The organism is Terriglobus saanensis SP1PR4 (assembly GCF_000179915.2).
GTDB classification, from domain to species: domain Bacteria; phylum Acidobacteriota; class Terriglobia; order Terriglobales; family Acidobacteriaceae; genus Terriglobus; species Terriglobus saanensis.
The window spans coordinates 4,884,241-4,910,509 of the sequence record NC_014963.1 but is presented as its reverse complement, the minus strand read 5'-3'; the positions used below and the strand labels follow the sequence as shown (position 1 = coordinate 4,910,509).

Annotated in this window: 19 protein-coding genes; 8 read left to right on the top strand and 11 right to left on the bottom strand. The window is 59.1% G+C overall.

Going from position 1 to position 26,269, the window contains the following annotated elements; genetic code table 11:
* The first annotated feature begins 85 nt into the window (after window positions 1-85).
* Window positions 86-3,388 (top strand): TonB-dependent receptor, encoded by a 3,303-nt coding sequence (locus ACIPR4_RS20495; protein ID WP_013570585.1) that lies wholly within the window; start codon window positions 86-88, stop codon window positions 3,386-3,388.
* A 64-nt stretch (window positions 3,389-3,452) separates the two neighbouring features.
* On the opposite strand, the gene rsfS is transcribed toward ACIPR4_RS20495, so the two are convergent.
* The 3 genes from rsfS to ACIPR4_RS20480 form a co-directional block, all read right to left on the bottom strand.
* Window positions 3,453-4,058: a ribosome silencing factor gene (rsfS, locus tag ACIPR4_RS20490; RefSeq protein ID WP_013570584.1), complete on the bottom strand. Its 606-nt coding sequence runs from the start codon at window positions 4,056-4,058 to the stop codon at window positions 3,453-3,455.
* Between the two features lie 381 nt (window positions 4,059-4,439).
* Window positions 4,440-6,362 carry a glycoside hydrolase family 35 protein gene (locus ACIPR4_RS20485; protein WP_013570583.1) on the bottom strand — a complete coding sequence of 641 codons (1,923 nt, stop codon included), beginning with the start codon at window positions 6,360-6,362 and terminating at the stop codon, window positions 4,440-4,442.
* Window positions 6,359-7,300: a LysR substrate-binding domain-containing protein gene (locus ACIPR4_RS20480; RefSeq protein ID WP_013570582.1), complete on the bottom strand. Its 942-nt coding sequence runs from the start codon at window positions 7,298-7,300 to the stop codon at window positions 6,359-6,361. Before ACIPR4_RS20480 ends, ACIPR4_RS20485 begins: the two co-directional genes overlap by 4 nt.
* A 74-nt stretch (window positions 7,301-7,374) precedes the next feature.
* Here ACIPR4_RS20480 and ACIPR4_RS20475 point away from each other — a divergent pair, with 74 nt between their 5' ends.
* From ACIPR4_RS20475 to ACIPR4_RS20465, 3 genes are all read left to right on the top strand, one after another.
* A complete protein-coding gene (locus tag ACIPR4_RS20475; RefSeq protein WP_013570581.1) occupies window positions 7,375-7,893 on the top strand; it encodes a lipocalin-like domain-containing protein in 519 nt (172 codons plus the stop codon).
* A gap of 117 nt (window positions 7,894-8,010) precedes the next feature.
* Entirely contained in the window at window positions 8,011-8,772 is a 762-nt protein-coding gene (locus ACIPR4_RS20470; protein WP_222829247.1) for a DNA cytosine methyltransferase, read from the top strand.
* On the top strand, window positions 8,765-9,337 hold the full coding sequence (locus ACIPR4_RS20465; RefSeq protein WP_013570579.1) for an HNH endonuclease: 573 nt from the start codon (window positions 8,765-8,767) through the stop codon (window positions 9,335-9,337). The genes ACIPR4_RS20470 and ACIPR4_RS20465 overlap by 8 nt, the downstream gene beginning before the upstream one ends.
* Before the next feature lie 87 nt (window positions 9,338-9,424).
* On the opposite strand, the gene ACIPR4_RS20460 is transcribed toward ACIPR4_RS20465, so the two are convergent.
* The 6 genes from ACIPR4_RS20460 to ACIPR4_RS20435 form a co-directional block, all read right to left on the bottom strand.
* Entirely contained in the window at window positions 9,425-10,225 is an 801-nt protein-coding gene (locus tag ACIPR4_RS20460; RefSeq protein ID WP_013570578.1) for a TIGR03435 family protein, read from the bottom strand.
* Window positions 10,226-10,415: 190 nt separating this feature from the next.
* A complete protein-coding gene (locus tag ACIPR4_RS20455) occupies window positions 10,416-11,543 on the bottom strand; it encodes a hypothetical protein (RefSeq protein ID WP_013570577.1) in 1,128 nt (375 codons plus the stop codon).
* Between the two features lie 428 nt (window positions 11,544-11,971).
* A complete protein-coding gene (locus ACIPR4_RS20450) occupies window positions 11,972-13,297 on the bottom strand; it encodes a M20 metallopeptidase family protein (protein ID WP_013570576.1) in 1,326 nt (441 codons plus the stop codon).
* A gap of 54 nt (window positions 13,298-13,351) precedes the next feature.
* A complete protein-coding gene (locus tag ACIPR4_RS20445; RefSeq protein ID WP_013570575.1) occupies window positions 13,352-13,840 on the bottom strand; it encodes a carboxymuconolactone decarboxylase family protein in 489 nt (162 codons plus the stop codon).
* Between the two features lie 2 nt (window positions 13,841-13,842).
* On the bottom strand, window positions 13,843-14,418 hold the full coding sequence (nadD, locus tag ACIPR4_RS20440; protein ID WP_013570574.1) for a nicotinate (nicotinamide) nucleotide adenylyltransferase: 576 nt from the start codon (window positions 14,416-14,418) through the stop codon (window positions 13,843-13,845).
* A gap of 155 nt (window positions 14,419-14,573) precedes the next feature.
* On the bottom strand, window positions 14,574-15,134 hold the full coding sequence (locus tag ACIPR4_RS20435) for a hypothetical protein (RefSeq protein WP_013570573.1): 561 nt from the start codon (window positions 15,132-15,134) through the stop codon (window positions 14,574-14,576).
* 189 nt (window positions 15,135-15,323) lie between these two features.
* Here ACIPR4_RS20435 and ACIPR4_RS20430 point away from each other — a divergent pair, with 189 nt between their 5' ends.
* Window positions 15,324-16,664: a glycoside hydrolase family 27 protein gene (locus ACIPR4_RS20430; protein WP_425358326.1), complete on the top strand. Its 1,341-nt coding sequence runs from the start codon at window positions 15,324-15,326 to the stop codon at window positions 16,662-16,664.
* Window positions 16,665-16,667: 3 nt separating this feature from the next.
* Here ACIPR4_RS20430 and ACIPR4_RS20425 read toward each other — a convergent pair whose 3' ends face one another.
* Window positions 16,668-17,441: an SDR family NAD(P)-dependent oxidoreductase gene (locus ACIPR4_RS20425; protein ID WP_013570571.1), complete on the bottom strand. Its 774-nt coding sequence runs from the start codon at window positions 17,439-17,441 to the stop codon at window positions 16,668-16,670.
* A 100-nt stretch (window positions 17,442-17,541) separates the two neighbouring features.
* Between ACIPR4_RS20425 and ACIPR4_RS20420 the strand changes: the two genes are divergently transcribed.
* Window positions 17,542-17,949, top strand: a complete 408-nt coding sequence (locus tag ACIPR4_RS20420) for a winged helix-turn-helix transcriptional regulator (protein WP_013570570.1) — start codon at window positions 17,542-17,544, stop codon at window positions 17,947-17,949.
* Between the two features lie 134 nt (window positions 17,950-18,083).
* On the opposite strand, the gene obgE is transcribed toward ACIPR4_RS20420, so the two are convergent.
* Window positions 18,084-19,184, bottom strand: coding sequence for a GTPase ObgE (obgE, locus tag ACIPR4_RS20415; protein WP_013570569.1), 1,101 nt, complete (start codon window positions 19,182-19,184; stop codon window positions 18,084-18,086).
* Window positions 19,185-19,553: 369 nt separating this feature from the next.
* On the opposite strand from obgE, the gene ACIPR4_RS20410 reads away from it, so the two are divergent.
* Together ACIPR4_RS20410 and ACIPR4_RS20405 are read left to right on the top strand one after the other, a co-directional pair.
* Window positions 19,554-22,790 (top strand): TonB-dependent receptor, encoded by a 3,237-nt coding sequence (locus ACIPR4_RS20410; RefSeq protein WP_013570568.1) that lies wholly within the window; start codon window positions 19,554-19,556, stop codon window positions 22,788-22,790.
* Window positions 22,791-22,985: 195 nt separating this feature from the next.
* Entirely contained in the window at window positions 22,986-26,246 is a 3,261-nt protein-coding gene (locus tag ACIPR4_RS20405; RefSeq protein ID WP_049781061.1) for a TonB-dependent receptor, read from the top strand.
* Window positions 26,247-26,269: the final 23 nt, after the last annotated feature.

Sequence of the window (26,269 nt, the reverse complement as noted above, 5' to 3'; positions counted from 1 at the left end):
ACTCCAGTCCGTGGGCCACCTCCTCCGGGTTCGCTTGAACCTGTTCTAAACGGACGAATGTCCTCCTGAAAGGATTGAGATCCAAATGAAAAAAATTCTGTCTGTTCTCCTGTTGATGATCGCCGCTGTACCGTACGTTTCCGGTCAGACCAGTAAGGGCATTGTTGCTGGCGTGGTGCGGGACAACTCAGGCGCGGCGGTTCCCAACGCGAGTGTCAAGATCGTCAGCCAGGACACCGGCGAAGAGCGCACGGTGACAACGACGGGCGAGGGTGCCTATCGCGTCGACGCCATCAATCCAGGACGTTACAAGATCCGTGTTGAGATGCCCGGCTTCACTGCATCCGAGGTCAATGACCTTCGCGTACTTCCATCCGTCGTGACGACCTACGACCCGAAGCTCGCTGTGGGTTCGGTGAATGACACCGTGACTGTCGAGGCGGAGACGAACGCCATCAATACAGAAAATGGACAGCTTTCCGGAACGGTTGGCACCCAGGAACTATCCAAGGTTCCGATCTTCTCCCTTAACCCATTCGAGTTGGTCGCAACGTTGCCTGGTGTAGTTCTGATCAACCCCAACCTCAACCTGAATGGTACCGCTGGAAACTACGAACAAATTCAGGTGAATGGAGCCCGTCCGCGTAGCAATAACTTTATGCTAGACGGCCAGGACATCAATGATGTGGGTATCGGCGGCCAATCTTTCAATCCTCAGATCCCGGACATGTACCAGACGGTCACGACCCTTCTGAACTCGGCTTCTGCCGAGTACGGACGCTCGGGCGGCGCCGTGGTCAACCTGATTACAAAGAGCGGAACGAATCAGTTTCACGGAAGCCTGTTCGAGCTTTATAGCGGTTCGGGTCTTGAATCTCTCGACGGCGTCACGCGCCAGCAGAAGCCCATTCCGGCTGGAACCCCTAACCCCAAGGCGCGGTTCGATGAGCATCAGTTTGGCTTCACAGCCGGTGGTCCGATTTGGAAAGACAAGCTTTTCGCCTTCGGCGGTACCCAGTTCACACGATTCTATGGAAAGTCACCCTCCGACCAAATCCTTCTGCCGACACAGGCGGGTTACAACCAGTTAGCGACGATCGCTGCAAGCTCGACAACGGCCGCGTCGCAGGTGGCGCTGTTCAAGAGTCTCTTAAACGGCGGAAGCTATCTGACGACGTTTGCTCAAGCTGCTGACAGCAGCAAGACCCTGGCCGTCAGTGCTGCGAACTGCGGTGGCACGGCCTGCGCGATTCCCCTTGCCTTCTTCCAGCGCGCCCCAGTCTCGCAGGAGGAGCCGGACACGCAGTGGGAGTTCCGAGTCGATTTCATTCCGCGTTCCAACGACACATTCTCATATCGTTATTTGCACGATCGCTCCACCTTCACTCCTGATCTTGGTCTCAATGTTTCTGGCATCCCAGGATTTGATGCCCAGGAGGGTGGACCTGCGGAACTGGCGCAAGGAACTTGGACTCATGTTTTCACCCCGAACCTCCTGAATGAGTTCAGGGCATCGGAGGTACGCCTAAGCTCGCAGTTCTTCGGAACTCCGGAAACTCTTGCAAATCCTGCCGCTCAAATCTTCAATGTCACGATCGCAGGGTCTGGATTCAATACGTTGGGAGTTTCCCAGAATATCCCTCAAGGCCGCATCCAGCAGCTCTATCAATTTCAAGATACCGTTGCCTGGACCAAAGGTCGGCAGTCCATCCGCATGGGCACGGACGTTGCGCGTGATCATGAGACCGATCTAATCGCTCAGAATGCTTTGGGTCAGATCACCTACGCCACGGGGGGCGCTGGTGCATCGTCGTTCGATAACTTCATCAGCAACCAGCTTGGATCGGGCGGAACCATCACCCGCACCTTTGGACCTACCCGCGTCGATCCCCACCTCTGGAAGATTGCTGGCTTCATCCAGGACGACATCAAGCTCACGCCGGAGTTCACGCTCAACGTCGGTGTCCGCTATGACTACGACACGAATCCAGAGAACTCCCTGACCTTCCCCTCTGTGGATGTGAAAAATCCCTACCAGGCCATTAACACCGTGGTTCCAGTGAAGGCGGATAAAAACAACTTCGCGCCTCGCGTTGGATTTGCCTACAATCCTCACTTCGGGTTTTTCAGCGACGGCAAGACGGTGATCCACGCTGGTTTGGGCATCTTCTACGACGTGGACTTCACCAACATCATCGTCAATTCCGCGCAGTCTTCACCCGTTGCGCCCACTGGTCTCATCACGGGAGCTACCTCCAACGGTTTCGGGCCGAATGCCACAACCCTTCTGACGACCTTGACGCCTGCTCTCACGGCTCAGTCTTCCGTGCTGAGCACCTCGAACAATATGGTCAATCCGATGACCTATCAGTACAATCTTGGTTTTGAGCGTCAACTTCCGGCCGCCATCAAGCTCACGGTCAACTATGTTGGGGCCAACGGCAAGAAGCTGTTTGTTACCCAACAGCTCAATCCGTTTTCGAACGGTGTTCGCCTCAATCCCGCACGCGGTGCCGTTACCGTTCGGAATAACGGCGGCGACTCAAACTACAACAGCGCACAAGTCGAAGTTTCGCGCGCGTTCACGCACGGCATCTCGTTCCGCGCCTCGTACTCGTTCTCGAAGAACCTGGACGATGCTTCGGAGATCTTCTCTACTTTCTCCAATCCAAATACGCCCTATGGCGCTAACTTGCAGCGCCAGGCGCAGGAATACAGCAACTCCACGTTTGATCGCCGTCATATTGCATCATTCGAATACATCTTTGCTCCGAGTGGTTTTCATTCTGCCAACCGCGGTGCGGACCTGCTTCTTGAGGCGTTCACGCGGCACTTCATCGTGTCGGGTACGACGCAACTCGCGTCTGGTCCGTATAGCTCCTTCCAGATCGTGGGTATTGACACAAGTGGGGATCTGAATGCCTCCAACGATCGGCCGATCGTTGGAAATTCGAGAGCACCCATCACCTCCGTTGGTATCGATGGAGCCTACGTTGACGACCCGACAGCAGTCCCTGGGGTTTACTACGACCTTGCGGCAAACAACGCTACGGGCGCCGTGACTCCCATTACCGCAGACCAGGCCCGCTTCCTCATTCCGAATGGTTCGCAGTTTATTACCCGGGAGGTGGGGCGGAACAGCTTCGAAAATCCAGGCCAGATTTTCTGGAACCTTGCTGCGGAGAAGGACATTCCGGCGTCATTCCGTCACTTCGAACACGCACAGTTCGTCCTGCGCGCCGAGGGTCAGAACGTCGGCAATCATAACAACGTAAGTATCCTGGACACGAATCTGATTGATGTCGGAACCTCCAACTACCTCAACAAGCAAAATGCACGAGAGAATACGAGCCAGAACTTCCGTCTCTGGGCGAAGTTCATCTTCTAACCATTGTTTGCCGCAATCAAAAGGCTGCTCCGAGGAGCAGCCTTTTTTCTTTGCCTCCTGAAAACTATTTCTTTGCGGCAGTCTTTTTCGCAGGGGCTTTCTTGGCTGGAGCTTTCTTTGTCACTGTCTTTACCGATGTTTTCTTTGCCACTGCTTTGACGGCGACTTTCTTCGCGGCTGCTTTCTTGACGGGTGACTTGGCCGGAGCAGCTTTCTTCGCCGGTGCTGCTTTTGCGGGAGCAGCCTTCTTTGCCGGGGTCTTCACGCGCGACTTGGCGAGGTTGGCCATGCGGGCCTTGATCTCGGTTTGAAGCTGGGCGAGTGTGAGTTGGGTCGCGGACTTCTTCAGGCGTTCCAGGCCGTAGTGAGCGCGGGTTTCGGGCAGGAAGATGTGGACGACGAAGTCGACGTAGTCCATCAGGACCCACTCGCCCTGGCGGCGGCCTTCGACGGAGTTAGGGTAGACGCCGAAGTCATGTTTCAGGCGGTACTCGATCTCGTCCGAGATGGCGACGTTCTGGCGGTCGTTGGTGCCGTTGCAGATGAGGAAGTAGTCGGTGAGAGCGCTCTCCGAGACGTCGAGGGCGAGGATACGGATGTCTTCAGCTTTTTTGCTGTCGCAGGCATCTACGGCCGCGGCAAGGAGCTGATCGGTTTCAAGTGTGGGCATGTTGCTCCTTCAGTGTCACTCTCAAGGATAGAGCAAATGCGCTTTGCGCATAACCCATGTCCCAGAAGCAGGACATGGGGCACCCGGGTTCTATGTTGTCATCCCGTAGTGAAACGGAGAGATCTGTTGTTATCGCGCGGAGCGCGATCGGATGCGCCTTTGGCGCATAACAAAAGCAGATTTCTCCGCTTCCGCTCCGCGCTCGGTCGAAATGACGGTGTGTGGTGTGGGTGAGTTCTCCGTCATCTCGACCGGAGCGACGGCTTTACCGTCGCGTAGTGGAGAGATCTGTTGTTCTTCCCAGACAGATCTGGTTTGTGCGCTCTGCGCGACCCCACCCTTCGCGCAAAAGACGCGCGAAGATGGGGCACGGGAGTGTTGCTAGGGGTGGTTGATGGTGCTGGCGGCGGGGTGTTTGGCTTCGTCCGCGCCGGGGATGTAGAGGGTGTCTTTTCTTGTGGAGAGGGCAGGGGCGCCTTCGGCGGTCAAGTCAAAGACGATGAGCTGGTTTTCGCCGCTGTGCAGCCAGCTTCCGGGAACGAAGAGCGCGGCTTGCGGACCGATGTTCCAGGCGCGGCCGAGGGCCACAGCGTTGACCCAGGCAAAGCCCTTGTGGATCGCGGTCGTTTCGAGGAAGGTGTCCGCAGGCAGGGTCATGGCTGCGGGGGCGCTGATCGAAGTGCGGAAGAAGCACGGGCCGCTGCACGGCGCGTTTTTGAAGAGGATCGCTTCGGGGTGATCGAGCGGGAGCGGATAGATCTTCCAGTTGCTCAGCTCGGTTCCGTTGAGCAGGGCGCGGTGTGTGATGCCTTTGCGTTCGCCGCGGAGAGCGAGGGAGTAGTTAATGCGGCTGGAGTTTTCTACAAGGATCTCAAGTTCGCGCACGCCGGCGGCAGCGGGCAGAGTAAGACTGCTTTGCTGATGGCGACGGTCGAGTGTCCCGACGAGTTTGTGGTCGAGATAGACCTGGGCGTAGTCGTGGAGTTCGTCGAGCTTGAGCTCACCCTGCTGCCCTGCTGAGAGCTGCGTCGTATAGAGGATGTAGCCGTAGGCCTGGTCGATGTCTTCCATCGTCAGCGTCGTGACGGAGGTATGCGGTTTGGAGAGATTGTCCCAGAGCGAGGCCGTCTGCAGGATGGGCGCGATGGGATAGGCTACGGTGGCGGCCGTCTCCGGCACGGGTGGGGGTGTGATGCCCGTGACGCGTTGGATGACCTCGCGCAGGGCGAAGTACTTCGGCGTCGGATTGCCGCGCTCGTCGATGGGCGCGTCGTAGTCGTAGCTGGTGACGTCGGGCTCATACGGAGCTTTGTCGCCGCTGTTGGCCCCGGCCATCCAGCCGAAGCTGGTGCCGCCGTAGAGCATGTAGAGGCTGACGGAGTAGCCACGCTTCAACATGTATTCGTACTCGGCGACCTGCTCGGCGGCGTTGGTCTTCTGATGGTTGTTGCCCCAGTGATCGAACCAGCCAGCCCAGTATTCGCCGACCATGCGCGGACCGTTGGGACGGAAGGCCTCATATCTTGCCAGCTCGGATTTCGCCTGGCCTCCACCGAAGTTCACGACGGCGGGAAGTTCGGGCAGTGTGCCGTTGGGAAGCTGTACGCCACCGTCGGCGGTGTAGAGCATGGTGCCGGTGTCCTGGGGCACATTCTTGCCATCTTCATCGACGGCCTTCTTCGGATTTTTGCCGCCGATGCCGCTGGAGATGACGAGGTCCTTCATCTGCTCCATGTAGGCATGGTCGTTGCCGAAGGAGCCGTATTCGTTTTCGACCTGCACGGCGATGATGGGCCCGCCATTGGCGGCGAGGTAGGGCTGCACCTCCTGGCCCAGGCGGTGAAACCACTTGGCGACGGGCTTCATGAACTTAGGATCGGAGGAGCGCACGACGACGGTGGGATCTTTGATGAGCCACGCGGGGTAGCCGCCGAACTCCCACTCGGCGCAGGCGTAGGGGCCGGGGCGGAGGATGACTTTGAGGCCCGCGCGCTGGGCGGCGGCGAGGTATTCGCCGAGGTCGTTCTGTCCGGTGAAGTCGTAGACGCCGGGGCGCGGCTCATGCACGTTCCAGAAGACGTAGGTGGTGATGGCATTCAGGCCGAGCGCCTTCGCCTTCTGCATGGCGTCGTCCCAGCGGGCGCGGGGGATGCGCGCGTAGTGCATCTCGCCGGTGAGGATGCGGAAGGGTTTGCCGTCGAGCTCGAAGTGGTCGCCTACGGCGGCGAAGCTGTGGGGCACCTGTTGAGCGACGGCGGGCAGCGTAAAAGCAAGAGCGAGCGTGGCAATGGCGCGGAGGTTCATGGGATGAGGCTATACGGTGAAGTGATCTCTGGGGAAGAGGCGGATGAGGCTCTCTTTGCACCAACGTGTTTTCGTTTGTGCCGTGGAAGTGCGGCGGCCACAGATTGTCGGATAAGGTCGCGGAGAACCTCCACGACTTCCGACCTCTCCCCCGGCCGAACGTGCAGCGTGGCGGGGAAGCTGTCGAGGGCGGGCAGGTCAAAGAGGGACTTATCCCAAGTCAAGCCTGCGGGCAGGCCGAGTGCGGTGCGGGCGGTGATGCCCAGCCCACCGATGGCTGAAGCCCACAGACCCGCGAGGCTGGGGCTTACGGCGGCGATGCGCCAGGGGATGCTCGCGTCTTCGAGCCTGCGTATGGCTTCCTTCCTGAAGGCGCAGAGCGGGCCGAGCAGGACGAGTGGAAGCGGTTGGCCGGGTCGGGCGGCGAAGCGGTCTCCCGCGATCCAGACGAGGTCGAGCTCTCCCAGTACCTCTGCGGTGGGGCGGTCGGCTTGCCCCACGGCGAGCGCGATGTCGATCTCCCCTGTCTCGATCGCCTGCACCAGAGCGGCGTTTCCTTCGATGCGTACCTCCATCTGCACCAGCGGGTAGAGCGCGGAGAACTGAGAGAGTACCTGCGGAAGGACGGTTTCGGCGAAGTCCTGCGAGAAGCCTAGCCTTACGCTCCCGGCGAGATGCGCGCCACGGACGGTGTGCAGGAGTTCGTCGTTGAGGGCGAGCATTTTGCGTGCGTAGCGGAGGACGATCTCGCCCGCCTCAGTGAGGGAAGTTCCGCGGCCGTTTTTGCGGAAGAGCGGCGCGCCGACGTCGTCCTGCAGGCGCTTCATCTGCAGACTGATCGCCGAAGGCGTGCGGCCGAGCCGGTCTGCCGCCTGCCGGTAGCCGCGCAGATCATGGGTGATGACGAGTGTCTGCAGCGTGTCGAGGTCTAGGGTCATCGGTGAGGAAATCTCATGGGTTTCAAGAGAATTATGAACTTGTGTTCACTCTATCTCACCCATAGATTCCAGCTATGAAGACTTTGAGCGTGGTTCGGATTTTGGTGTGCAGCCTGATAGTTTTGGCGTGCGGTGGTTCTACGACGAAAGCGCAGGAGACGCTTGCTTCCCGGCTGGTTGGAACGTGGCGGCTTGTCTTCGTGGACAATGTTCTTCCGGATGCGAGCCGCGTGCACCTCTATGGGGAGAATCCGCAGGGGATTCTCACCTTCGATGCGAGCGGGCATTACGCGCTGCAGATCCTGCGGGCCGATCGACCGAAGTTTGCCGCGAAGGATAAGAGCAAGGGGACGCCGCAGGAGAATGAAGCGGCGGTCCAGGGTAGCAATAGCCACTTCGGGATGTACTCGGTGAACGAAGCGGAGCATACGGTGACGTTCTCCATCGAGCATGCCTTCTTTCCGAATTGGGAGGGGACGAAGCAGACGCGGAGTTTTGTTCTGATGGGGGATGAGTTCAGGTATCTGGTGCCGACGCCTACGACGGGTGGGAATGTGACCGGAGAGGTGGAGTGGAAGCGGGTGTCGCGCTGATCTTCGGCAGCGCCGCCCTAACGAGATTGCCAAGAACTTCTATAAGGGAATTTCCAAGATGGTTCCCCACTACCTTCCCATGCTATTTCCCACGTGCAAGTCATCTACTATTAGGTCATGAGCAAGGGCAAAATGGGTACTCTCCGGCTGTTCAAACCATATCCGGATCAGGAGATCGTTTTCGCCCGAAGACCAATTTTGGGAAAACCGCGCTTGCTCGATCTTTTTTGCTGTGCAGGTGGAGCGGGCGTGGGTTACAGCCGTGCAGGATTCGACGTTGTGGGCGTCGATATCAATCCGCAACCGCGTTATCCTCTTCCCTTCATCCAAGCAAACGTGTTCCAGCTGGATTTCAACTTCTTAACATCGTTCGATGCTATTCATGCTTCCCCTCCGTGTCAGTCATATTCCGATCTTGCTAAGAGAAATGGCAACGCCCATGAATGGCCCAGATTGGTCGAACCTGTCCGTGAAATGCTCATCAATACTGGGCTACCTTACGTGATTGAAAATGTCGATGGAGCTCCATTAATAAATGCTGTGATTCTATGCGGAACGATGTTTCCCAAGCTTAGGGTTCTCCGACACCGTCTCTTTGAGGCTAATTTTGAAATTGTCGCTCCGCCTCACAAAAAGCACCCTAGAGTTCATACTTTCGATCGACGCAAGTCCCATTTCGGCAAGACAGATGAATGGGTGGATTTTGTGCAGGTAACCGGTGGAGGAAACTGCACTCTCGGCGCAGCGCGCGAGGCAATGGGTATTGATTGGATGACCAAGAATGAAATAAACGAAGCAATTCCTCCCGCCTACACGGAGTTGATCGGCCAGCAGCTGCTTCAACATATGCAAGGGGTAATGGAGGGTAAGCGTGCGTAAACCGGGCTCAAAAGAGCGAATCAGGCAGTTTTTGCGGGCGCATATCGGACAAGTCGTTACTTCGATTGAAATTAGAGACTCTATCGGTACGAGTGTCAGTGAATGGGCGAGACGCTTACGCGAACTCAGAGAAGATGAGGGCTGGCAGATACTCACGCATCACGACACGGTAGAGCTAAAACCCGGTCAGTACATTCTTAAGGAAGAGCCTCCAGAGAAAAAAGTTATATTCAAACGCGATATTTCTGCAAAGCTGCGCGCAGAGGTTCTTGATCGAAACGGCTTTACCTGCCAAATGTGTGGTCTCTGTCCCGGAGAGATCGATCCTGCCACTAACCGAAAAGTTCGTCTCCATATTGGGCACATCGTAGACAAAAATTTAGGTGGCAAAGACGAGCTATCAAATCTAAGAGCACTATGCTCAAGCTGTAATCAAGGAGCCAAGAACATCACAGGAGAGAAGCCGAGTACTATCTGGTTACTGTCTCAAATTCGTCGAGCTGGCCAGGAGGAGCAGCGCGCCGTCCTGGCTTCATTGCTTAAGAAGTTTGGAAGCGAAAAATAGAACTGCAGAACGTCGCACTGCAATTGGTGCGACCCTCTAGCAAGCCCCATCTCAATAAGGAGCTTTGCAACGAATTATCGCGAGCCGTTAGTTCTCCGTGGGCAGATCCAGACGGTCGACGACTAACACTTCCACTGGTCCTTTGCGAGGTTCCAGCTTCACGCCTAGTTGTTCCTGCACGGCGGTGTAGATCGACGGGGGCGGATCAGCGGATGGGACTGCGTTCGATCTCGGTCCCTCGTCCGGGGTCCAGAGCAGGGTGATATCGAAGCGCCCGGTGGCCTTGATTTCATCCACGACGGGCCGCCCTACAATCTTCGCCAACTCGCGTGCAAGGCCTTCTGAAGTTAATCCCTGTGCGGAGAGTTTTCCATACGACGAGTTGATGAGCAGGCCATTGCTTTTAGATGGGGCTAACTTCACGCCGCCCTGAGCGGTCACGAGGGCGTAGATCGGGAGTTGCCTCGTCTCTTTGTGGCAGACGAGATAGAATCGATCGGCCAGCAATGCCTGAAGCATCTGTCTCTTCTGGGTTTTGCGCTCCTCTTCGTTGAGCAGCTTCAGTTGTTCGTCAAACTCGGGAGTCACTTTCGCTTCGATGTCGAACATGCCGGAGCCGACATTGCTCGGCACGCCGAGGACCTGCGTCTCGGGCAGAGCGTAGGCCTGGAGCAGAAGGGCTTTGATGGGTACATTGATCGCGCGGAAGTTTCCACTGTTCGAAGAGCTGTAGATATGCGAACGGCCATCCTTCGAGGAGTTGTTCGGCCGCACGGAAGCTACGTCGAAGGACGGACTCGCGCTGCTTTGTGATTGCGCTGTGCAGGCGCCAACCGCAAAGCAGACCGTAACAAGCCACCGCATTGGATAACCAGTAAGTCTCGTCATGATTCCCATCTGCTGACAGATTCATCGTATCGGAGGAGCTGTGCTCATCCTGGAAGTAGCAGTCGTCCCACTGTATCTATATAGGACTGCGCCGATCCCGAGAAGTGAATGATAAAGATGGATAGGCTCTTGGTTGGGCAAGTATATTCGCATAGCGTGCCTGCGGGTTTACCCGCAGGCACTTTGCAGTCTAGGGGGTTGAATGGGTTGCGTACGTCACATACCGTGCGTCGTTCGCTTTGAATGCTGCGGTTAGACCACCATTGTAGAGAGCAATACCGGGAGTGGCACCAATATCGATGCCGAAGTAACGATTGGTAACCCAGTTCACACCGTCGAGGGAGGCATAAATGTCTAATGCATGCTCACCATTATTTTCTTGTGCAGCAAATATGAGTTCACCTTGCCAAACGAGCATAGAGAGTCCCCAATAGGTGGAACCGATAATCTGGTGACCCGTGCCGTTGATGTAGAAGCCAGTATTGTCTAGTATGTTTTCCCATATACCTCGCCCACCACCGCCGTTCTGCCTTTGCACCATGTAGATCGAATTCCTGAAGTTTGCCAAACCGGGCTGTGTTGGGCAGTTTAGATTTGCGTCTTTTGACGACCATATTCCGGTAGTGACATCGCGGTAGGTCGTCCAGCCTTCATTCAGGACGGAAGAGCGACCGGAGGTTCCATACATCGCCACGACGTTTCCATTCGGAGCAATAACCATTCCTGGTGCGGTTGTTGCGCCTCCGGCGTTTCTATCCCGATAGACTTCGTGAAAGCTAAGTCCCCAATTGACCCCGGGGATGAAATCCGCTTCCACGATGACGAGCTGGTAAGTGCCAGCCTCAACATAACCGAGGAAGATCGTGTTGGCGTTGAATACAACAGATCCAACCGCTGCCGTGAAGTCGCCTATTGCTGCGTCCTGAGCAATGTTGAAAAAGCCGCCGGAGCCATTTCCCGGGATATCCTGTGCCAGGAAATTCGAGCCATCGGCTGAATAAGCATAAGCGAGTCTTCCATCCGTATTGGCGTAGAAGGAATACAGGATATTCCCATAAAAATCCGAATGGAAAGGCACCATTGTGATGCCGCGAAGCGGAGTCGCCGAATTACTTAGCGTGGCTGCAGGAAACCCCGGATAGCCCTGAGCTGAAACGCTCTTCGGGCAAATGCCTAAAAAGACAAACAGGATTGCAAGAAGCAGACCACCAAAGTCTCTGCATCTCTTCGGTATGACACTTCCGAAAGGAATTGCTTCTGATTGTGTGCGAAGGGGTGTCGATAGAGATGGAACACGTATTGGCAGAGTGAAGCTCATGGAGTTCTCCTAAATCGTGTGCTGACGCGATGAGATACAGGCGTCTGTTGGGTTCCAAAAGGCGTATCGCAGGAATTCCTGCGAATACGACTTCATAACATCAACTTCGCAACACAAAACTAGAGAGAACCCAGAAAGATAATTAGCCCAGCTACTACGACAAATGGCCTATGTGTCGTGGCCCATGCGATGGAGCATATAGCAATGGACATATCCTCAACACCATTTTTTATTAGATAAAATAAACGCTGTCTGCTTGTTGTCCCATATCGGGCCGCCGAGACGGGATTTGTAGGGTTCTCCGCTTGGCCTGACCCGCATCAAGCAAGGCCCCTCATGCTGACTTGCCTCATGTGAACCTGTTCGTTCCTTCCATCCGTTCTCTGGATTGGGTTAACCCACGAAACCGATCGTATGGCTAGACCCGATCAGGGTTTCAGGAGTTCGAGCGTTGCGGCGGTGAGGGCGATGGCTCCCGTGTGGAGCGTCGGCTCGGGGTCGGGCTCGAAGCGGCTGGTGTGGATGCCGGGGAGGAGTTGTCCTTTGGCCTGCGCGGCGGCGAAGCGGTCCGGGTACATTGCGCCCAGCCAGAAGAAGGTCGTCGGGATGTGGGGTGTGGCGGCCAGACCGAGGAGGCCGAAGTCTTCGCTTCCCATCATAGGGCGGAAGTCTGTGACGTTGGCCGCGCCGAGGGCCGTGGTCATCGCTGCTTTCACTCGCGCGGCCTGGGCCTCGTTGTTGAAGTTTACGGAGGTCGCCTCATTGGGCAGGATGGTGACGATGGGATAGAGGTCTTCCGGCAGGCCTGCGGCGATGGCGACTCCGCGTGCGGCGTTGCGGATGCCGGTGTGGATGACCTCGCGGGCGTGGTCGGAGAAGGCGCGCGTGGTGAGTTCGAGCTTGACCTCGTTCGGGATAATGTTGGCCTTGGTGCCGCCGTGAATGGAACCGACGGTGACGACGGCGGGGTCGCGCGGGTCTTCCTGGCGGCTGACGATGGTCTGGATCTGCTGAATGAAGGCGGCGGCGATGACGATGGGATCTTTGCCGAGATCGGGCATGGAACCGTGTCCGCCGATGCCACGAATGGTGACGTCGATCGTCTGAGAGCTGGCCATGGCCGGACCGCTGGGAACGCCGACACGTCCCGCCGCGAGCACGTTGGTGTCATGCAGGCCGACGATGCGGTTGGGTGTGCCGAAGCGCTCGTAGAGATGGTCTGCGAGCATGGCCTTCGCTCCGTCGATGGTCTCTTCGGAAGGCTGGCCGAGGATCATGAGCGTGCCGTGCCACTTCGACTTCTCCTGCGCAAGGTTCCGCGCGGTGGCGAGGAGGACGGTGGTGTGCACGTCGTGTCCGCAGGCTTGCATCACGCCGGTGGTCGCGCCTGTCGCGGTGATGGCGGTGACCTTGCTGGCATAGGCGACGCCGGTCTCTTCCGTGACGGGGAGGGCGTCCATATCGCCGCGCACGAGGACGGTGGGGCCGCTGCCGTTCTTCAGGATGCCGATGACGCCGAAGGCTTTGCTGCCGTCCGGGTAGACGCCTACGTGCTCGGTGACGGTGTATCCGGCAGAGCGGAGGCCCTTGGCGAGGATCGCCGAAGTGCGCTCCTCGTGGTGGGAGAGCTCCGGATGCGCGTGGAGATCTTTGTACATGGCGACCATGTCGGCGGTGGACATGGTTTGTGCGGCGGCGCTATTAACTGCGGCGAAGGTGCTGAGCAGGAGAGCTGGAGCAAAGGGTATGCGCATGAGGGGGTGCGCTCAGGATGACACGGTTTCGTTTGCGAGAGAAGCGAAATTGATCTACTTCTCTCCCACGCGGTGACGGAAGGCGATGGCGAGGCGGTTCCAGGAGTTCATGTTGGCGATGGCGTGGGTGACCTGTACGGCTTCGGCTTCGGTGAAGTGGATAAGCATCTCGTGCCAGGCTGCCAGTGGGGCATGACCTGTCTGGATGTTGGTGATGGCGTCGGTCCACTGCAGGGCGGCGCGTTCGCGGGCGGTGAAGTAGGGCGAGTCGCGCCAGGCGGCGATGGCGAAGAGGCGCTCGGTGGTTTCACCCGCCTTGATGGCCTGTTTGCTGTGCTTGTCGAGGCACATGGCGCAGCCGTTCAGCGTGGAGGAGCGCATGCTGATGAGTTCGAGCAGGGACTGTTCCACGCCGCTGTTGTTGATGACATGTCCCCAGGCGGCGAGCTTGGCGTAGCCCTCGGGGAAGGCGGTTAGGTAATCGAAGCGCAGGGCTTCTGTGACCCTGGGTTGCGGCATGTCATTGTTTGAAGGGGCGGTCATTGCTACTCCCTGTAGAGGTGGTGCTGGTCGATGTAGGCGGCGACCTCGGGGGTGAGGTCGCCGATCTGGGTGGCGGTCTGCGTGGTGTGGTTCTGCGCGCGGATGCGGGTGGCCGAGATCTCCAGAGAAAGTGTATCGAGGAGGTGGATGCGTTCCGTGGGCTGCGGCGAGGGCGCGCCTGGGCGGGAGACGACGATCCATTCGGCGATCTGCAGGAGGGCTTCGGGGTCTTTCCAGCGGTGGAGTTCGCTGAAGCTGTCCGCACCGACGATGACGAAGAGCTGGTCTTCGGCGGTGTGCAGGGAGCGGAGGAGATCGATGGTGTAGTTCGGGGTGCCGTCTGGATGGGGGGCGTCGAGGTCTGTGGCTTCGAGACGTGGGTCTTCTCCGCAGAGAAGGCTGGTCATGGCGAGGCGGTCGGCGAAGGTGGCCTGGTGGGCCTTGCTTTTGAGGGGTTGTCTGCCCGTCGGTGCGAGCAGGACGCGGTCGAGCGCGAAGGCGTCCGCCGCTGCTTGGGCTACGGCGCGGTGGGCGCGGTGGGGTGGGTCGAAGCTGCCGCCGTAGAGGGCTGTTCGCATGGCTTCTCTAGGGTACGCGTTTCATGTTTGTCATCCCTCCGTTTCACTACGGGATGACAAAAAGGAGAGTGGCTTCCTCAGAGATCTGGTTTGTGCGCTCTGCGCGACCCCACCCTTTCGCAAGAAGCCGCGAAAGAATAGGGCACAGGTTTCTGCTAGAAGGGGAGGCGGAAGACGAGGCCGGTGCTGATGTGGAAGAGGCCGTTGCCGTCTTTTGCGCCGGGGCCGGAGCTGGTGAGGGCTCCGCCGCCGACTTCGACGATGCGCCAGTCGAGGCGCGGGAGGAAGGTGAGGTCCACGCCGCCGTCGATCTCGTAGGTGAAGGAGTTGGTAAGGGCCTGTCTGCGGCCGTAGTTGAAACCGGCGACGCCTGCGGAGGCCTGTACGTAGGGCTTGATGGGAAGGACGGGTGCTTTGATGGACGCACGCAGACCGGCCATGCCGTTGTTCATCTTGGCGTCTCCGTTGGAGAGGATCGAGCCGCGAATGTCCGCACCGATGTGCAGCGGGCCAGCGTGAAGGAAGTCGTTATAGATGCCGAAGGTCGGACCGTAGAGGAAGATGCCGTTGGAGAGATTGCCTGCACTGCCAAAGGTCTGGCCGGTAGCAGCGCCCACGTGTTGCGCTGTGAAGTTTGCATACAGGCCTACCTGTGCCTGTACTTTTGCAGTGGTGAGAACGAGGAGGGTAGAGAAGAGTAGTGCGCGAAGTTTCATCGGAGCTCCCACGTTAAGCGTAGCGGTCTTAAGACGACAGATGCGTGCGCTTGTGCAGGTTGTTGTTAGCTCTCTGGGTACTCCGCGAGATATTCCAACAGGTACTCGATTGGGTACTCCACCGAATGCTCTACGAAAGGTCGGGTGCGATAGTGGTGATCTGATGTTTCGAGGGGTGTGCGGATGCGTGTGGTTTTGAAGAGCCTTGTTCTCGCTGCTGTGTGTGTGTCGGTGGTGCTGCCCTTGCTGCGAGCGCAGACTAAGGTTCTCGCTCCGACTCCGCCGATGGGTTGGAACAGTTGGGACGCCTACGGTACGACCGTAACGGAGAGCGAAGTGCGCGCGACGGCGGATGTGATGGCGCGCAATCTGAAGCGCTTTGGCTGGGAGTACATCGTCGTCGATATCCAGTGGTCGGAGCCGCAGCCGAAGGCGCATGGATACCGCGTGGGCGCGGAGCTGGCGATGGACGGGTATGGACGCCTGATTCCCGCGCCGAATCGCTTCCCTTCCGCGAAGGATGGCGCTGGCTTTCGCGAGCTTGCGGAGTATGTCCATGGCAAGGGGCTGAAGTTCGGCATTCACATCATGCGCGGCATCCCGCGGCAGGCGGTGGCGCGGAATCTTCCGGTTCTGGGAACGGTGGATACGCATGCGATGGAGATTGCCGACACCAGCAGCACGTGTGCGTGGAATACGGATATGTACGGCGTCGATGTGACGAAGCCCGGCGGGCAGGCTTATTACGATTCGCTGGTGAAGATGTATGCGTCGTGGGGTGTGGACTTCATCAAGGCCGACGACATGGCGCGGCCGTACCACTCGGCGGAGATCGCGGCGCTGCATCGCGCGATTGTGAAGTCGGGACAGCCGATTGCGCTGAGCCTTTCGCCTGGACCCGCGCCGACGGACCGTGTGGACGACCTGCGCGGCAATGCGCAGATGTGGCGTATTGCGGACGATCTTTGGGACGAGTGGAAGTCGGTGAAGGCGATGTACTTCCTGATGGAGAAGTGGTCGATCTTCGTGGAGCCGGATACGCGCGGCGGTCACTGGCCGGATGCGGATATGCTTCCTCTGGGACACATCGGTCTGCGTGCCGAGCGGGGCGAGGCGCGGATGTCGAAGCTGACGCATGACGAGCAACGCACGATGATGACGCTGTGGTCGATCTTTCGTTCGCCCCTGATGTTTGGCGGCGATCTGTTGACGCTGGACGACTGGACGAAGAGTTTACTGACGAACGTGGAGGTGCTGGCGGTAAACCAGCATAGCTCGCTCAACCGGCTGGCCTTCAGCGATGGCGATTTGCGCGCGTGGGTGGCGAAGGGCGCGCATGGCGAGCAGTATGTTGCGGTCTTCAATCTTGGTGAGACCAAGCTGCCGGTGGATCTGCTGTGGAACCTGGTGGGGTGGAAGGCGGCGAGTGGGACGATGACGGACCTTTGGACCGGCGAAAAGAGCACATCCGAGCACGGGGTGCATGTGGAGCTGGCTCCTCATGCTTCCGTGCTCTATGCGGTGCGATAGCGTTTAGAGGTTGATTCCGCCCGAGACTTCGATGCGCTGCGCGTTGACCCAGCGATTGTCTTCGGAGACGAGCGAGGCGATCATCGGACCCACATCGTCCGGCAGGCCGACGCGACCGAGCGCTGTTGTGGAGGCGATAGCTTTATTCATGGCTTCGTTGTCGCGCACCACGCCGCCGCCAAAGTCGGTTTCGATGGGGCCGGGAGCAACGGTGTTGACGGCGATGCCGCGAGCGCCAAGTTCCTTCGCCATATAGCGCGTGAGCACTTCGATCGCGCCCTTCATGGACGCATAGGCGGAGAAGCCGGGCGTGGCGAAACGGGCGAGGCCGGAGGAGAGGTTCACGATGCGGCCACCGTCGGCGAGGACGGGAAGAAGCTTCTGCGTGAGGAAGTAGACGCCCTTGAAGTGAATGTTTACGAGGTTGTCGAAGGCGGCTTCGGTGGTCTCCGCGAAGGTGGCGTGGTAACCGTTGCCCGCGTTGTTGATGAGGTAATCGAAGGTGGTGCGGTTCCAGTTCTGCTGCAGGGCGGACTTGACTGCGTCGACGAACGTGTCGAAGGTAGCGATCTCGCCAGCGCTTAGCTGCAAGGCGACGGCTTTGCCGCCGAGGGCCTGGATCGCGGCCACGGCCGAGTCGGCCTCGGTCTTGTTGGAGTTGTAGGTGAGGATGACGTCGACACCCTTTTGGGCAAAGCTGAGCGCGGTGTTCCTGCCGAGACCGCGAGAGCCTCCGGTGACGAGGGCGATCTTCTTTTCTGTAGTCGTGCTGCTCATGTGTTTCACCTCTTGCTGTACTCTAAAGCTGACACTCTCTTTCAGGAAGTAGGCACTTGTTTGTGCTGTACTTACTCGATGGTGCGTATGGGAGGCAGGCATGGCGACGAAGACGTATCCCGAAACAACGCCGGAGGTGGACGCGCTGGTAGCGGAGGTGATCGCCCGCGTGGCCGACCGTTGGACGATGGAGGTGCTGGAGGCTCTAACGCAGGGCGGAACGATGCGTTTCACGCGGATCGGCGAAGCCATTCCGGGCGTGAGCCAGAAGATGCTGACCCAGACGCTGCGGCAGATGGAGCGCGATGGGTTGGTGATCCGGACGGTGCATCCGGTGATTCCGCCGCATGTGGACTATGAGCTGACGCAGCTGGGGTTTGAGTTGAGCGAGGCGTTTTGCGGGGTTTGGATGTGGGCGGAGAAGAACTGCAAGGTGGTGGCGAAGGCTCGGGCGAAGTTTGATGCTCGGCCTAAGGTTGGGGTGGCTGTAGTAAAAGCCCTTCCATGAGGATCTGGTTTGTGCGCTCTGCGCGACCCCACCCTTTCGCGATGAAGCTGCGAAAGAACGGGGCACAAAGGGTCGCCCGTTGCGCGAATACCCATGTCCCAAAAGCGGGACATGGGGCACCCGGTTTTGGTGGGTTAGCGGACGGTTTTTTTGCTGGCCTGGGGGGGCGGGTAGTTGGCCTTCATTTTGCGCATCGGCGGCGGTGGTGGGGGTGCCGGGTTGTCGCGGCGGAAGTCGATGACGGCCTGCGAGATGGCGTACTTGAGCTCTTCGATGCCGGTACCGGCGACGGCGGAGATGGCGTAGAAGGGGAGCTTCTTGCGCTTCGCCATGGCCTGTAGCTTCTTCAACTTGTCCGGGTTGGCGACGTCGATCTTGGTGGCGACGACGAGGACTGGCTTGGAGGGCAGACCGTGACCGAAGCTGGTGAGCTCGGCTTCGATGATCTTGAAGTCTTCCACGGGGTTATCGCGACCGGAGCCGTCGGAGACGTCCACGAGATGGGCCAGAACGCTGGTGCGCTCGATATGGCGGAGGAACTGGATGCCAAGGCCCGCGCCCTGGCTGGCACCTTCGATGAGGCCGGGCATGTCGGCGATGACGAAGCTGTGTTCGTGCGGCCATTCGCCGACCTGGACGACGCCCAGGTTGGGCTCGAGCGTGGTGAAGGCGTAGTTCGCGATCTTGGGACGGGCGGCGGAGAGGCGCGAGATGAGCGTCGATTTACCGACGTTGGGGTAGCCGAGGAGACCGACGTCCGCCAGGAGCTTCAGTTCGAGGCGGTAGTTGCGGGCTTCGCCGGGGCGGCCGAGTTCGTGCTCACGGGGAGCCTGGTGGGTGGGCGTGGCGAAGTGCTGGTTGCCGCGTCCGCCGCGACCGCCCTTGGCGACGATGATGGTCTCGTCGGGGTGGGCGAAGTCGTGGATGAGGTCGCCGGTCTCGTCGTCGTAGAGCTGCGTGCCCACGGGGACCTTGAGGACGAGGTTTTCGCCTGAGGTGCCGGAGCAGTTGGAGCCTTCGCCGTGTCCGCCGCGCTCGGATTTGTGTTCGGGGTTGAACCGGAACTGGAGCAGGGTGTTGTGCTGGGTGGAAGACGTCATGAGAATATTGCCGCCGTGCCCGCCATCACCGCCTGAGGGACCGCCCCGGGGAACAAATTTTTCCCGGCGAAACGCCATACAGCCGTTTCCGCCGTCTCCGGCTTTAATGCGGATTCTTGCCTCATCGATAAACATTACGAAACCCCTTGCTGTACCTATAGTTTAGCGGATTGCCACCGAGAGGGCCGGACCGGGCTCCCTCGCAACCCTGGGGTGTGGAAATATGGGCTTTTATTCTGAGGTTTCTGCGTTTTCCTTGAATTTCCGGCGGTTGTGGCGGTCCGGGTGAACTGTCACAATGGGCCGTAACCCCAAAAACAAGCGCGCGGCCGCGGTGAAGGGCAAAGCGCGCAAAAGACAACAATCGAAATTTCGCACTGAGCAGCAACGTGAACGATCAGACTCCCGGGAAGTCCTATAGGGCTCCGTTGTGTCCAAAGCGTTCAGGTTGACACAAAAGTGTGTGTTGCAAACGAAGTATGCAGCTTTTCAGGAGAGCACCAGATGAAGCATCTACTTTCAGCACGAGCAATTCTTGCGGGCTGTCTTTTCACCATGGCGACCACGGTTTGGGCGCAGTCCACCACGCAGGGCGCAATCTCCGGCACGGTGTTTGACGCGACCAATGCCGTCATTCCAAAAGCCAGCGTCACGATTCACAATAACGGCACGAACGCCGATCTGGCACTGACAGCAGACGACGGTGGCTTTTTCAAGGCTCCCCAGTTGCCTCCCGGAACCTACACGGTGACGATTAGTTCCGCGGGCTTCTCGGAGCTGAAGTCGAACCAGGTGATGGTGCAGGTGAACCAGGTGACGGAGTTGAATCCGCATCTTACGGCGGGCGCCAGCTCAAGCGTAATAGAAGTGACGGCGGAGACGCCGGTGCTGAAGTTCGACACGCCTGCCTATGGCGGTCAGCTTTCGAATGCCGAAATCGAGAGTATTCCGATCAACAATCGACGCTGGTCCTCTCTTTCGCTGTTGACGCCGGGCGTGACCAATGACGCTTCGGGTTTTGGCTTGATTTCGTTCCGCGCCATCAGCGCAACGCTCAACAACGTGCTGATCGACGGCGCAGATGACAACCAGGCTTATTTCGGTGAAGAGCGCGGACGTACACGCGCGGGTTACTCCACCGCACAGACGGCGATCCGCGAGTTTCAGGTGAACACGGGCGTTTATTCGGCGGAGTTTGGCCGTGCCGTCGGTGGCGTGGTGAACTCGGTGACGAAGAGTGGAACGAATGCCATCCACGGTGAAGCGTACTTCTATCATCGGGGCGATGAGCTTGCCGCTCCGAATCCCTACACGAACACGGTTGTCTACAACACGACCACGGGAACCGCAAGCCAGATCAACTTCAAGCCGAAGGACAAGCGCAATCAGTACGGCTTCGGTATTGGCGGCCCCATTATCAAGGACAAGCTTTTCTTCTTCTATGCGTTCGATGAGTTCCGTCGTAACTTCCCAGGCACGGGCCGTGCCGGCAATACCACTTTCTACGCGGACCCCTCCGCGGCAGACCTGGCAACATTGACCACGCGTCTTTCCAATTCGACGGGTGCAACGGTCACGTCGGCGCAGGCACTGGCAACGTATCGCAGCTTTATCCAGTCGATGAACACCGCCCTCGGTCCGGTTGCACGTTATGGCAATCAGGACATCAACACCCCCAAGCTTGACTGGCAGGTGAACGGCAAGAATCACGTGAGCGTCCTCTACCATCGCCTGCGCTGGGATTCGCCGGGTGGCGTGCAGACGCAGCAGTCCAACACCTACGCGACGGACTCTTTCGGAACTGACTTCGTCAAGCTGGACTATGGCCTGGCCAAGTTGGATAGCATCATCACGTCGCACATTACCAATGAGCTTCGCTATCAATACGCGCGCGAGTTGAATGACGAGGGCCGCCAGACTCCCGTTGCCTTCACCAACCAATTTCTCACGCCTGCTTCGGGAATCCCCGTACAGATCAACCTGCCCACAAACGCCTTCACGATGGGCGCACCGTACTACAGCTTCCGCGCTGCGTTGCCGGATGAGCGCAAGTGGCAGATCGGCGATACCGCAAGCTTCCTGTATGGCAAGCACAACCTGAAGGTCGGTCTCGACCTGCTGCACAACTACGATATTCAGAACACGCTGGGCGGTTCGACGGCGCCGCCAAACGGTCTTTACACCTACGGCACGCTGCTGGGCTACATCTCCGATCTCGCCAGCCCCAGCCGTGGAGGCTGCGGTACGGGTACGGGCGCGGCGTATGTTCCTGTGGGTTGCTACACCAACTACAAACAGACGCTCGGACGCCCGAACTTCGATGTGCGCACGATCGACTATGGCTTCTTCGCGCAGGATGACTGGAAGCTCGCACCGACGCTGACGCTGAACCTCGGCGTCCGCTACGACTATGAGAAGTTGCCAGATGTCATTCTGCCGAACGCCGCTTTCCCGGACACTCTGAATACGCCGAGCGACAAGAACAACATCTCGCCTCGTCTCGGTTTTGCATGGGATCCTTACGGCCTGGGCAAGACGGTGGTTCGTGGCGGGTACGGTATGTACTATGGCCATATTCCGAATGCGCTTTTCCTGACTGCGCGCTCCACCACAGGTGCGGCTGGCGGTCAGAATGCCTATACGCTGACGCCTTCCGCCTCGGCTCCTCGTCTTCCTTCCACGACGTTCACGCCGGGTGGCACGACGACGCCGGACATCCAGTACCTGGCCAAGAACTTCCAGAATCCGATGGCGCAGCAGTTCGATCTCGCGGTGCAGCAGGAACTGGGAATGAACACCGTGCTCTCGGTCAGCTATCTCGGTTCGCTTGGACGTGAGCTTCCGAACAGCCTGAATCTGAACCTGGATCCGACGAAGACGTACACACAGAACTACACCGTGACGGGCACCGGCAACTGCGGACCTCTTGCCTGCGGCAGCAGCTTTCCTGTGACGGTTTACTCCGGCGCTACGGTTGGCGGAACGCCGACGGTCAAGAACACGGCAGCGAATGCGGCCTATGCGGCGATCAGCAACGTCAACTCCAGCTTCCACGCTCTCACAGTGGAAGTGCAGAAGCGCGCGAGCAAGTACATCAGTTTCGACGCAAACTACACATGGTCGCATGCGCTGGATTTCAATCAGAACCAGGTCACCGGTCTCGGCAGCAATCTGTGGATCGATCCTTACAACAATGCACGCGCGAACTACGGCAACTCCTTCCTGAATGTGCCGCACCGCGTCGTGGGCTGGGCGATTCTGAATATCCCGGGAACGCACGGCAATGCCATTTTGAAGCAGGCAACGAACGGATGGTCGATCAAGCCTGCGTTCCAGATGCAGTCCGGTCTGCCTTACTCGGCGAGCACTAACAGCTTCACGACGAGCAATCAATGCGCGGCTGCAACCTGCTTGAAACCCTTCACCACGGGCCTCGGCGGAACCGGTACGACGTATATGCCGATCCTCGGGCGCAATACCTTCCAATATCCGCGCGATATCGTGATCGATCTGCGTGTGCAACGCGACTTCCCCATCACGGAGCGCATGCGCTTCGAGTTGATTGGCGAGGCGTTCAACCTTGCTAACCACCAGAACATCACGGGTATCAACACGACTGCTTACAACGTGACCGGCACCTCGCTCACGTACCAGAGCACCTTCGGCGCAGTGCAGAACTCCAACAACAACTACGCCTACAACCCACGCAATATCCAAATCGGTGGACGTCTGTTCTTCTAAGCCGAGATTGTCCGGAGGGCGGCGGTCTGTGGCTGCCGCCCTCTCTGACCTACAACTTAATGTCGTAACGATTTCCTGGCGCGGACTTCTTGATGGAGTCCGCGCTGTGTTTCCCTTCTCAGAGATTTTGCGCGATCTACGGCTCGTAGATTCTGCGCAACGAGGGATGAAGTGTCGAGCCGGATTTTTTCCCTAATGATGATTTATCTGTTTTGCGTGTCGGGGCTGTGCGCGCAGGACACGGTGACTGGAGCTCTGCGCGGTGTGGTGCGCGATGGCGCGGGCGCTGCGGTGGTGGGTGCGCGTGTGTTGGTGGCACGGGCCGCGGACGGCAACGCGGCTCGGACGCGGGTGGTTTCCACCGACGCGCAGGGGGCATTCTTCGTTCCCCGGCTTGCGCCGGGAGCGTATGCGGTGGTGGTCTCTCCCGCGAAATCGGCTGTTGCGTTCGCGCCCTGGTCTGGCACCGTGACGGTGGAGCTTGGGGAGACGCTGGAGATCGAGGTGGAGCTGCACGTGGTCGGGGCGACGGCGAGTGTGACTGTGCAGGCCGTTGCTGAGGTCGAGATGCAGGCTACCCCGGCGAACGTGACGATCTCTCCCGCAGAGGTGCAGGAGCTCCCGCTTGACGGTAGGCGATGGTCGAGCTTCGCTCTGCTGACGCCGTTGATGAACGCGACGGATTCCACGTTTTTACAGATCACGGCTCGTGGTGTGGCGACGACGCAGAACCAATACGTGCTGGATGGAGTCGACGACACCCAGAGCTTTCTCGGCGTGCCACGTGGCGGTGTGCGAGCGGACCTTCTTCTGCCGGAGACGGCAGTGCAGGAGTTTCGCGTGGAGACGATGAACTCCTCCGCCGACCTGGGCAAGGCGGCAGGCGGCAGTGTGACGACGGTGACGCGGCGCGGTTCCGCGCGGACGCATGGGTCTGCGTTCTTCCAGGCGCAGGACAATGCGCTGGCGGCGACGAACCCGTTCGCAATTCTTACGCGATACAACGATGGTCAATCGGTCAGTACGTTCGACAAACCACAGGATCTGCGTCTGCAGTGGGGCTTGTCGGCAGAGGGACGCGTGCCGTGGCATACGCTTCGAGAGAAGCTGTTTTACTTTGTGGCGTATGAGCAGCAGAGGCGCAACTTTCCTGCACTGTCTTCTCCGGCGACGACGGATTTTTATAACCTGAGCGCGACACAGACGGCGCTGTTGCAGAACCGTGGTGTGACGCTGCCGAAGATCGATGCGGCTTTGCGGTATATCGATTCCCTGTCTGGCATTGTTCCGCGACGGAGGGATGAGGTGGCGTTCTTTCCGCGGCTGGATTGGCAGGCGAGTGCGCGGCACCAGTTCAGCGTGGAGTGGAACCGCGCGCGGCGAACTTCGCCTGCGGGTGTGCGTGGTGAGCCGGTACTGCATCGCGCGGTGACGAGCTTCGGCAACGACAGGATGCATACGGATGAAGGCATTGCGCGTTGGACGTACTCTGCGACGAGCTTTCTGAGCAACGAGTTGAGCGCGAGTTACTCCAGCGACGTGGAGACGCAGGCGGCGCAGACGCCTCTGCCGCAAGAGCCGCATAGCGGGCCGAATGGATACTCGCCGCAGATCAATCTCGGTGGGGAGTTTTATCTGGGCAAGCCTGCGTCGCTGGGACGTCGAAGTTACCCTGACGAACGGCGCTGGCAGTTCGCGGACACGGTGAGCTGGGCGGGGAGTGTTTCGCTGTTGCAGGCGGGCTTTGATGTGAGCCTGATCCAGGAGCATATCGATTCTTTGGCGAACGAGGAGGGCACGTACAACTACTCCAGCGGGACGACGGACGGGCACGCAGGTGGGCTGGTCGACTTCATTACGGACTACACGTTTTCCGCGACGGCGTATCCCAATGGCGCTTGCCCTTCGATCTTCGCAAGTGAGCACTTCTTCTGTTTCCACTCGTATACGCAGGGCTTCGGTCATAGCGTGTCGGATTTCCATATGAGTGAGTGGGCGGCGTTTGTGCAGCATCACTGGCGACCGGCGAAGGGTGTGACGCTGGATACGGGTCTTCGCTATGAATACGTGGCGCTGCCGCCAGCACAGCATCCCAATGCAGAGCTGGATGCGTTGTTTGGAACGAATGCGGGTCTGGCAGCGCGCACGAGCGCGCTGCCTTCGGACACGAACAATCTGCAGCCACGGGTGGGGTTGGCGTGGAGCGTCTCGCGGCGGACGGTCGTTCATGCGGGCTTCGGTGTGTCGTTCGGGCGCGTGGCAGGGGCAACGATTCGCTCGGCCTTGATGAATACTGCGCAGCCGTCGAGTTCGCACTCGCTACGCATCGGGCCGAAGACGATCGTCGATGCGCAGTGCGCGAGTGCGGGGACGAACTTCGGCTATCCGGCGACGTACGCCTGCGCGCCGACGGGGATTGCGTTGCAGACGACCTCGGCGGTGATGTTCAGCCGCAGGTTTCAACTGCCGATGGTGGAGCAAACAACGTTCGCGGTGGAGCATGACTTTGGAGGAACGGAGGTCAGTTTGGGCTATGCGGGTGCGGCGAGCCGACAGTTGCCGAACTCCACGGACATCAACATCGCTCCGTCGACCTCGGCGGCCAGCTTTCGCGTGGTGCGCCCGAATGGTGGGGGCGAGGCGGGAGCGCGGGACGGCGACGTGTTTTCTATCCCGCTGTACACGGCGCGCGTGTCGTCGGATTTTGGACCGGTGACGGCGATTCTTTCCAATGCGAGCGCGAGCTATCACGCGCTGATCGCGCAGGCGGAGCACCGCCTGCGCCGCGGCGTGCAGTTCCGAGCGTCGTGGACGTACGCGAAGATGCTGGACTACGGGCAGGACCACTCCGCCGCGCCGCAGCAGGATGCGCAGTTCGATCCGTTTGAGGTGCGGTATGACCGCGCGGCTTCCACGCTGGACCGAAGGCACAAGGTGAGTGCGAGCGGCCTTTGGGAGCCGGTCTTTCACCTGGACAAAAGTGCGGGACGGCTGGCGAATGGGTGGGTCTTTGCTCCGAGTCTTTCCGCTGTGAGTGGAAGACCGTACAGCTACGAGATCCTGGGCGGAAGCGAGTTGGACGCGGGACGCGAGACGATCAACGGTTCCGGAGGGGCGCGGTATCTGCCCACAGTCGGACGGAATACGCAGAGGCTGCCGTGGGTCGAGGTGTTGGATCTGCGCCTGAGTCGCCGATTCCATCTCTCCGAAGCGATGCATGCGCGTGTCTATGTCGACGGCTTCAACCTTCTGAATCATGTGAACTACACCGGTGTGCAGCAGCGGGCGTTTCTTGTGGGAGATGCCGTGAATGGCGTGACGCCGCTGGTCTTTCAGGATGCGGCGACGATCGCGACGGAGGGCCTGCAGTCGCGTCCGTTCGGAAGCTTCGATTCGGCCAACGCAGCGAACGCGCGCGAGCGGCGCGTGCAGTTTGGCGCGCGTGTGGAGTGGTAGCGTAGGTCGCAGAGGAAATTGCT

What these genes read in the sequence shown, in the direction of transcription:
- ACIPR4_RS20475 (WP_013570581.1), top strand. Translation starts at nt 7,375, where the DNA reads ATGAAGACTTTGAGCGTGGTTCGGATTTTGGTGTGCAGCCTGATAGTT.
- ACIPR4_RS20435 (WP_013570573.1), bottom strand. Translation starts at nt 15,134, where the DNA reads ATGAAACTTCGCGCACTACTCTTCTCTACCCTCCTCGTTCTCACCACT.
- ACIPR4_RS20425 (WP_013570571.1), bottom strand. Translation starts at nt 17,441, where the DNA reads ATGAGCAGCACGACTACAGAAAAGAAGATCGCCCTCGTCACCGGAGGC.
- ACIPR4_RS20410 (WP_013570568.1), top strand. Translation starts at nt 19,554, where the DNA reads ATGAAGCATCTACTTTCAGCACGAGCAATTCTTGCGGGCTGTCTTTTC.
- ACIPR4_RS20485 (WP_013570583.1), bottom strand. Translation starts at nt 6,362, where the DNA reads ATGAACCTCCGCGCCATTGCCACGCTCGCTCTTGCTTTTACGCTGCCC.
- ACIPR4_RS20455 (WP_013570577.1), bottom strand. Translation starts at nt 11,543, where the DNA reads ATGAGCTTCACTCTGCCAATACGTGTTCCATCTCTATCGACACCCCTT.
- ACIPR4_RS20445 (WP_013570575.1), bottom strand. Translation starts at nt 13,840, where the DNA reads ATGACCGCCCCTTCAAACAATGACATGCCGCAACCCAGGGTCACAGAA.
- ACIPR4_RS20405 (WP_049781061.1), top strand. Translation starts at nt 22,986, where the DNA reads ATGATGATTTATCTGTTTTGCGTGTCGGGGCTGTGCGCGCAGGACACG.
- ACIPR4_RS20450 (WP_013570576.1), bottom strand. Translation starts at nt 13,297, where the DNA reads ATGCGCATACCCTTTGCTCCAGCTCTCCTGCTCAGCACCTTCGCCGCA.
- ACIPR4_RS20420 (WP_013570570.1), top strand. Translation starts at nt 17,542, where the DNA reads ATGGCGACGAAGACGTATCCCGAAACAACGCCGGAGGTGGACGCGCTG.
- nadD (WP_013570574.1), bottom strand. Translation starts at nt 14,418, where the DNA reads ATGCGAACAGCCCTCTACGGCGGCAGCTTCGACCCACCCCACCGCGCC.
- rsfS (WP_013570584.1), bottom strand. Translation starts at nt 4,058, where the DNA reads ATGCCCACACTTGAAACCGATCAGCTCCTTGCCGCGGCCGTAGATGCC.
- ACIPR4_RS20460 (WP_013570578.1), bottom strand. Translation starts at nt 10,225, where the DNA reads ATGACGAGACTTACTGGTTATCCAATGCGGTGGCTTGTTACGGTCTGC.
- obgE (WP_013570569.1), bottom strand. Translation starts at nt 19,184, where the DNA reads ATGTTTATCGATGAGGCAAGAATCCGCATTAAAGCCGGAGACGGCGGA.
- ACIPR4_RS20470 (WP_222829247.1), top strand. Translation starts at nt 8,011, where the DNA reads ATGAGCAAGGGCAAAATGGGTACTCTCCGGCTGTTCAAACCATATCCG.
- ACIPR4_RS20480 (WP_013570582.1), bottom strand. Translation starts at nt 7,300, where the DNA reads ATGACCCTAGACCTCGACACGCTGCAGACACTCGTCATCACCCATGAT.
- ACIPR4_RS20495 (WP_013570585.1), top strand. Translation starts at nt 86, where the DNA reads ATGAAAAAAATTCTGTCTGTTCTCCTGTTGATGATCGCCGCTGTACCG.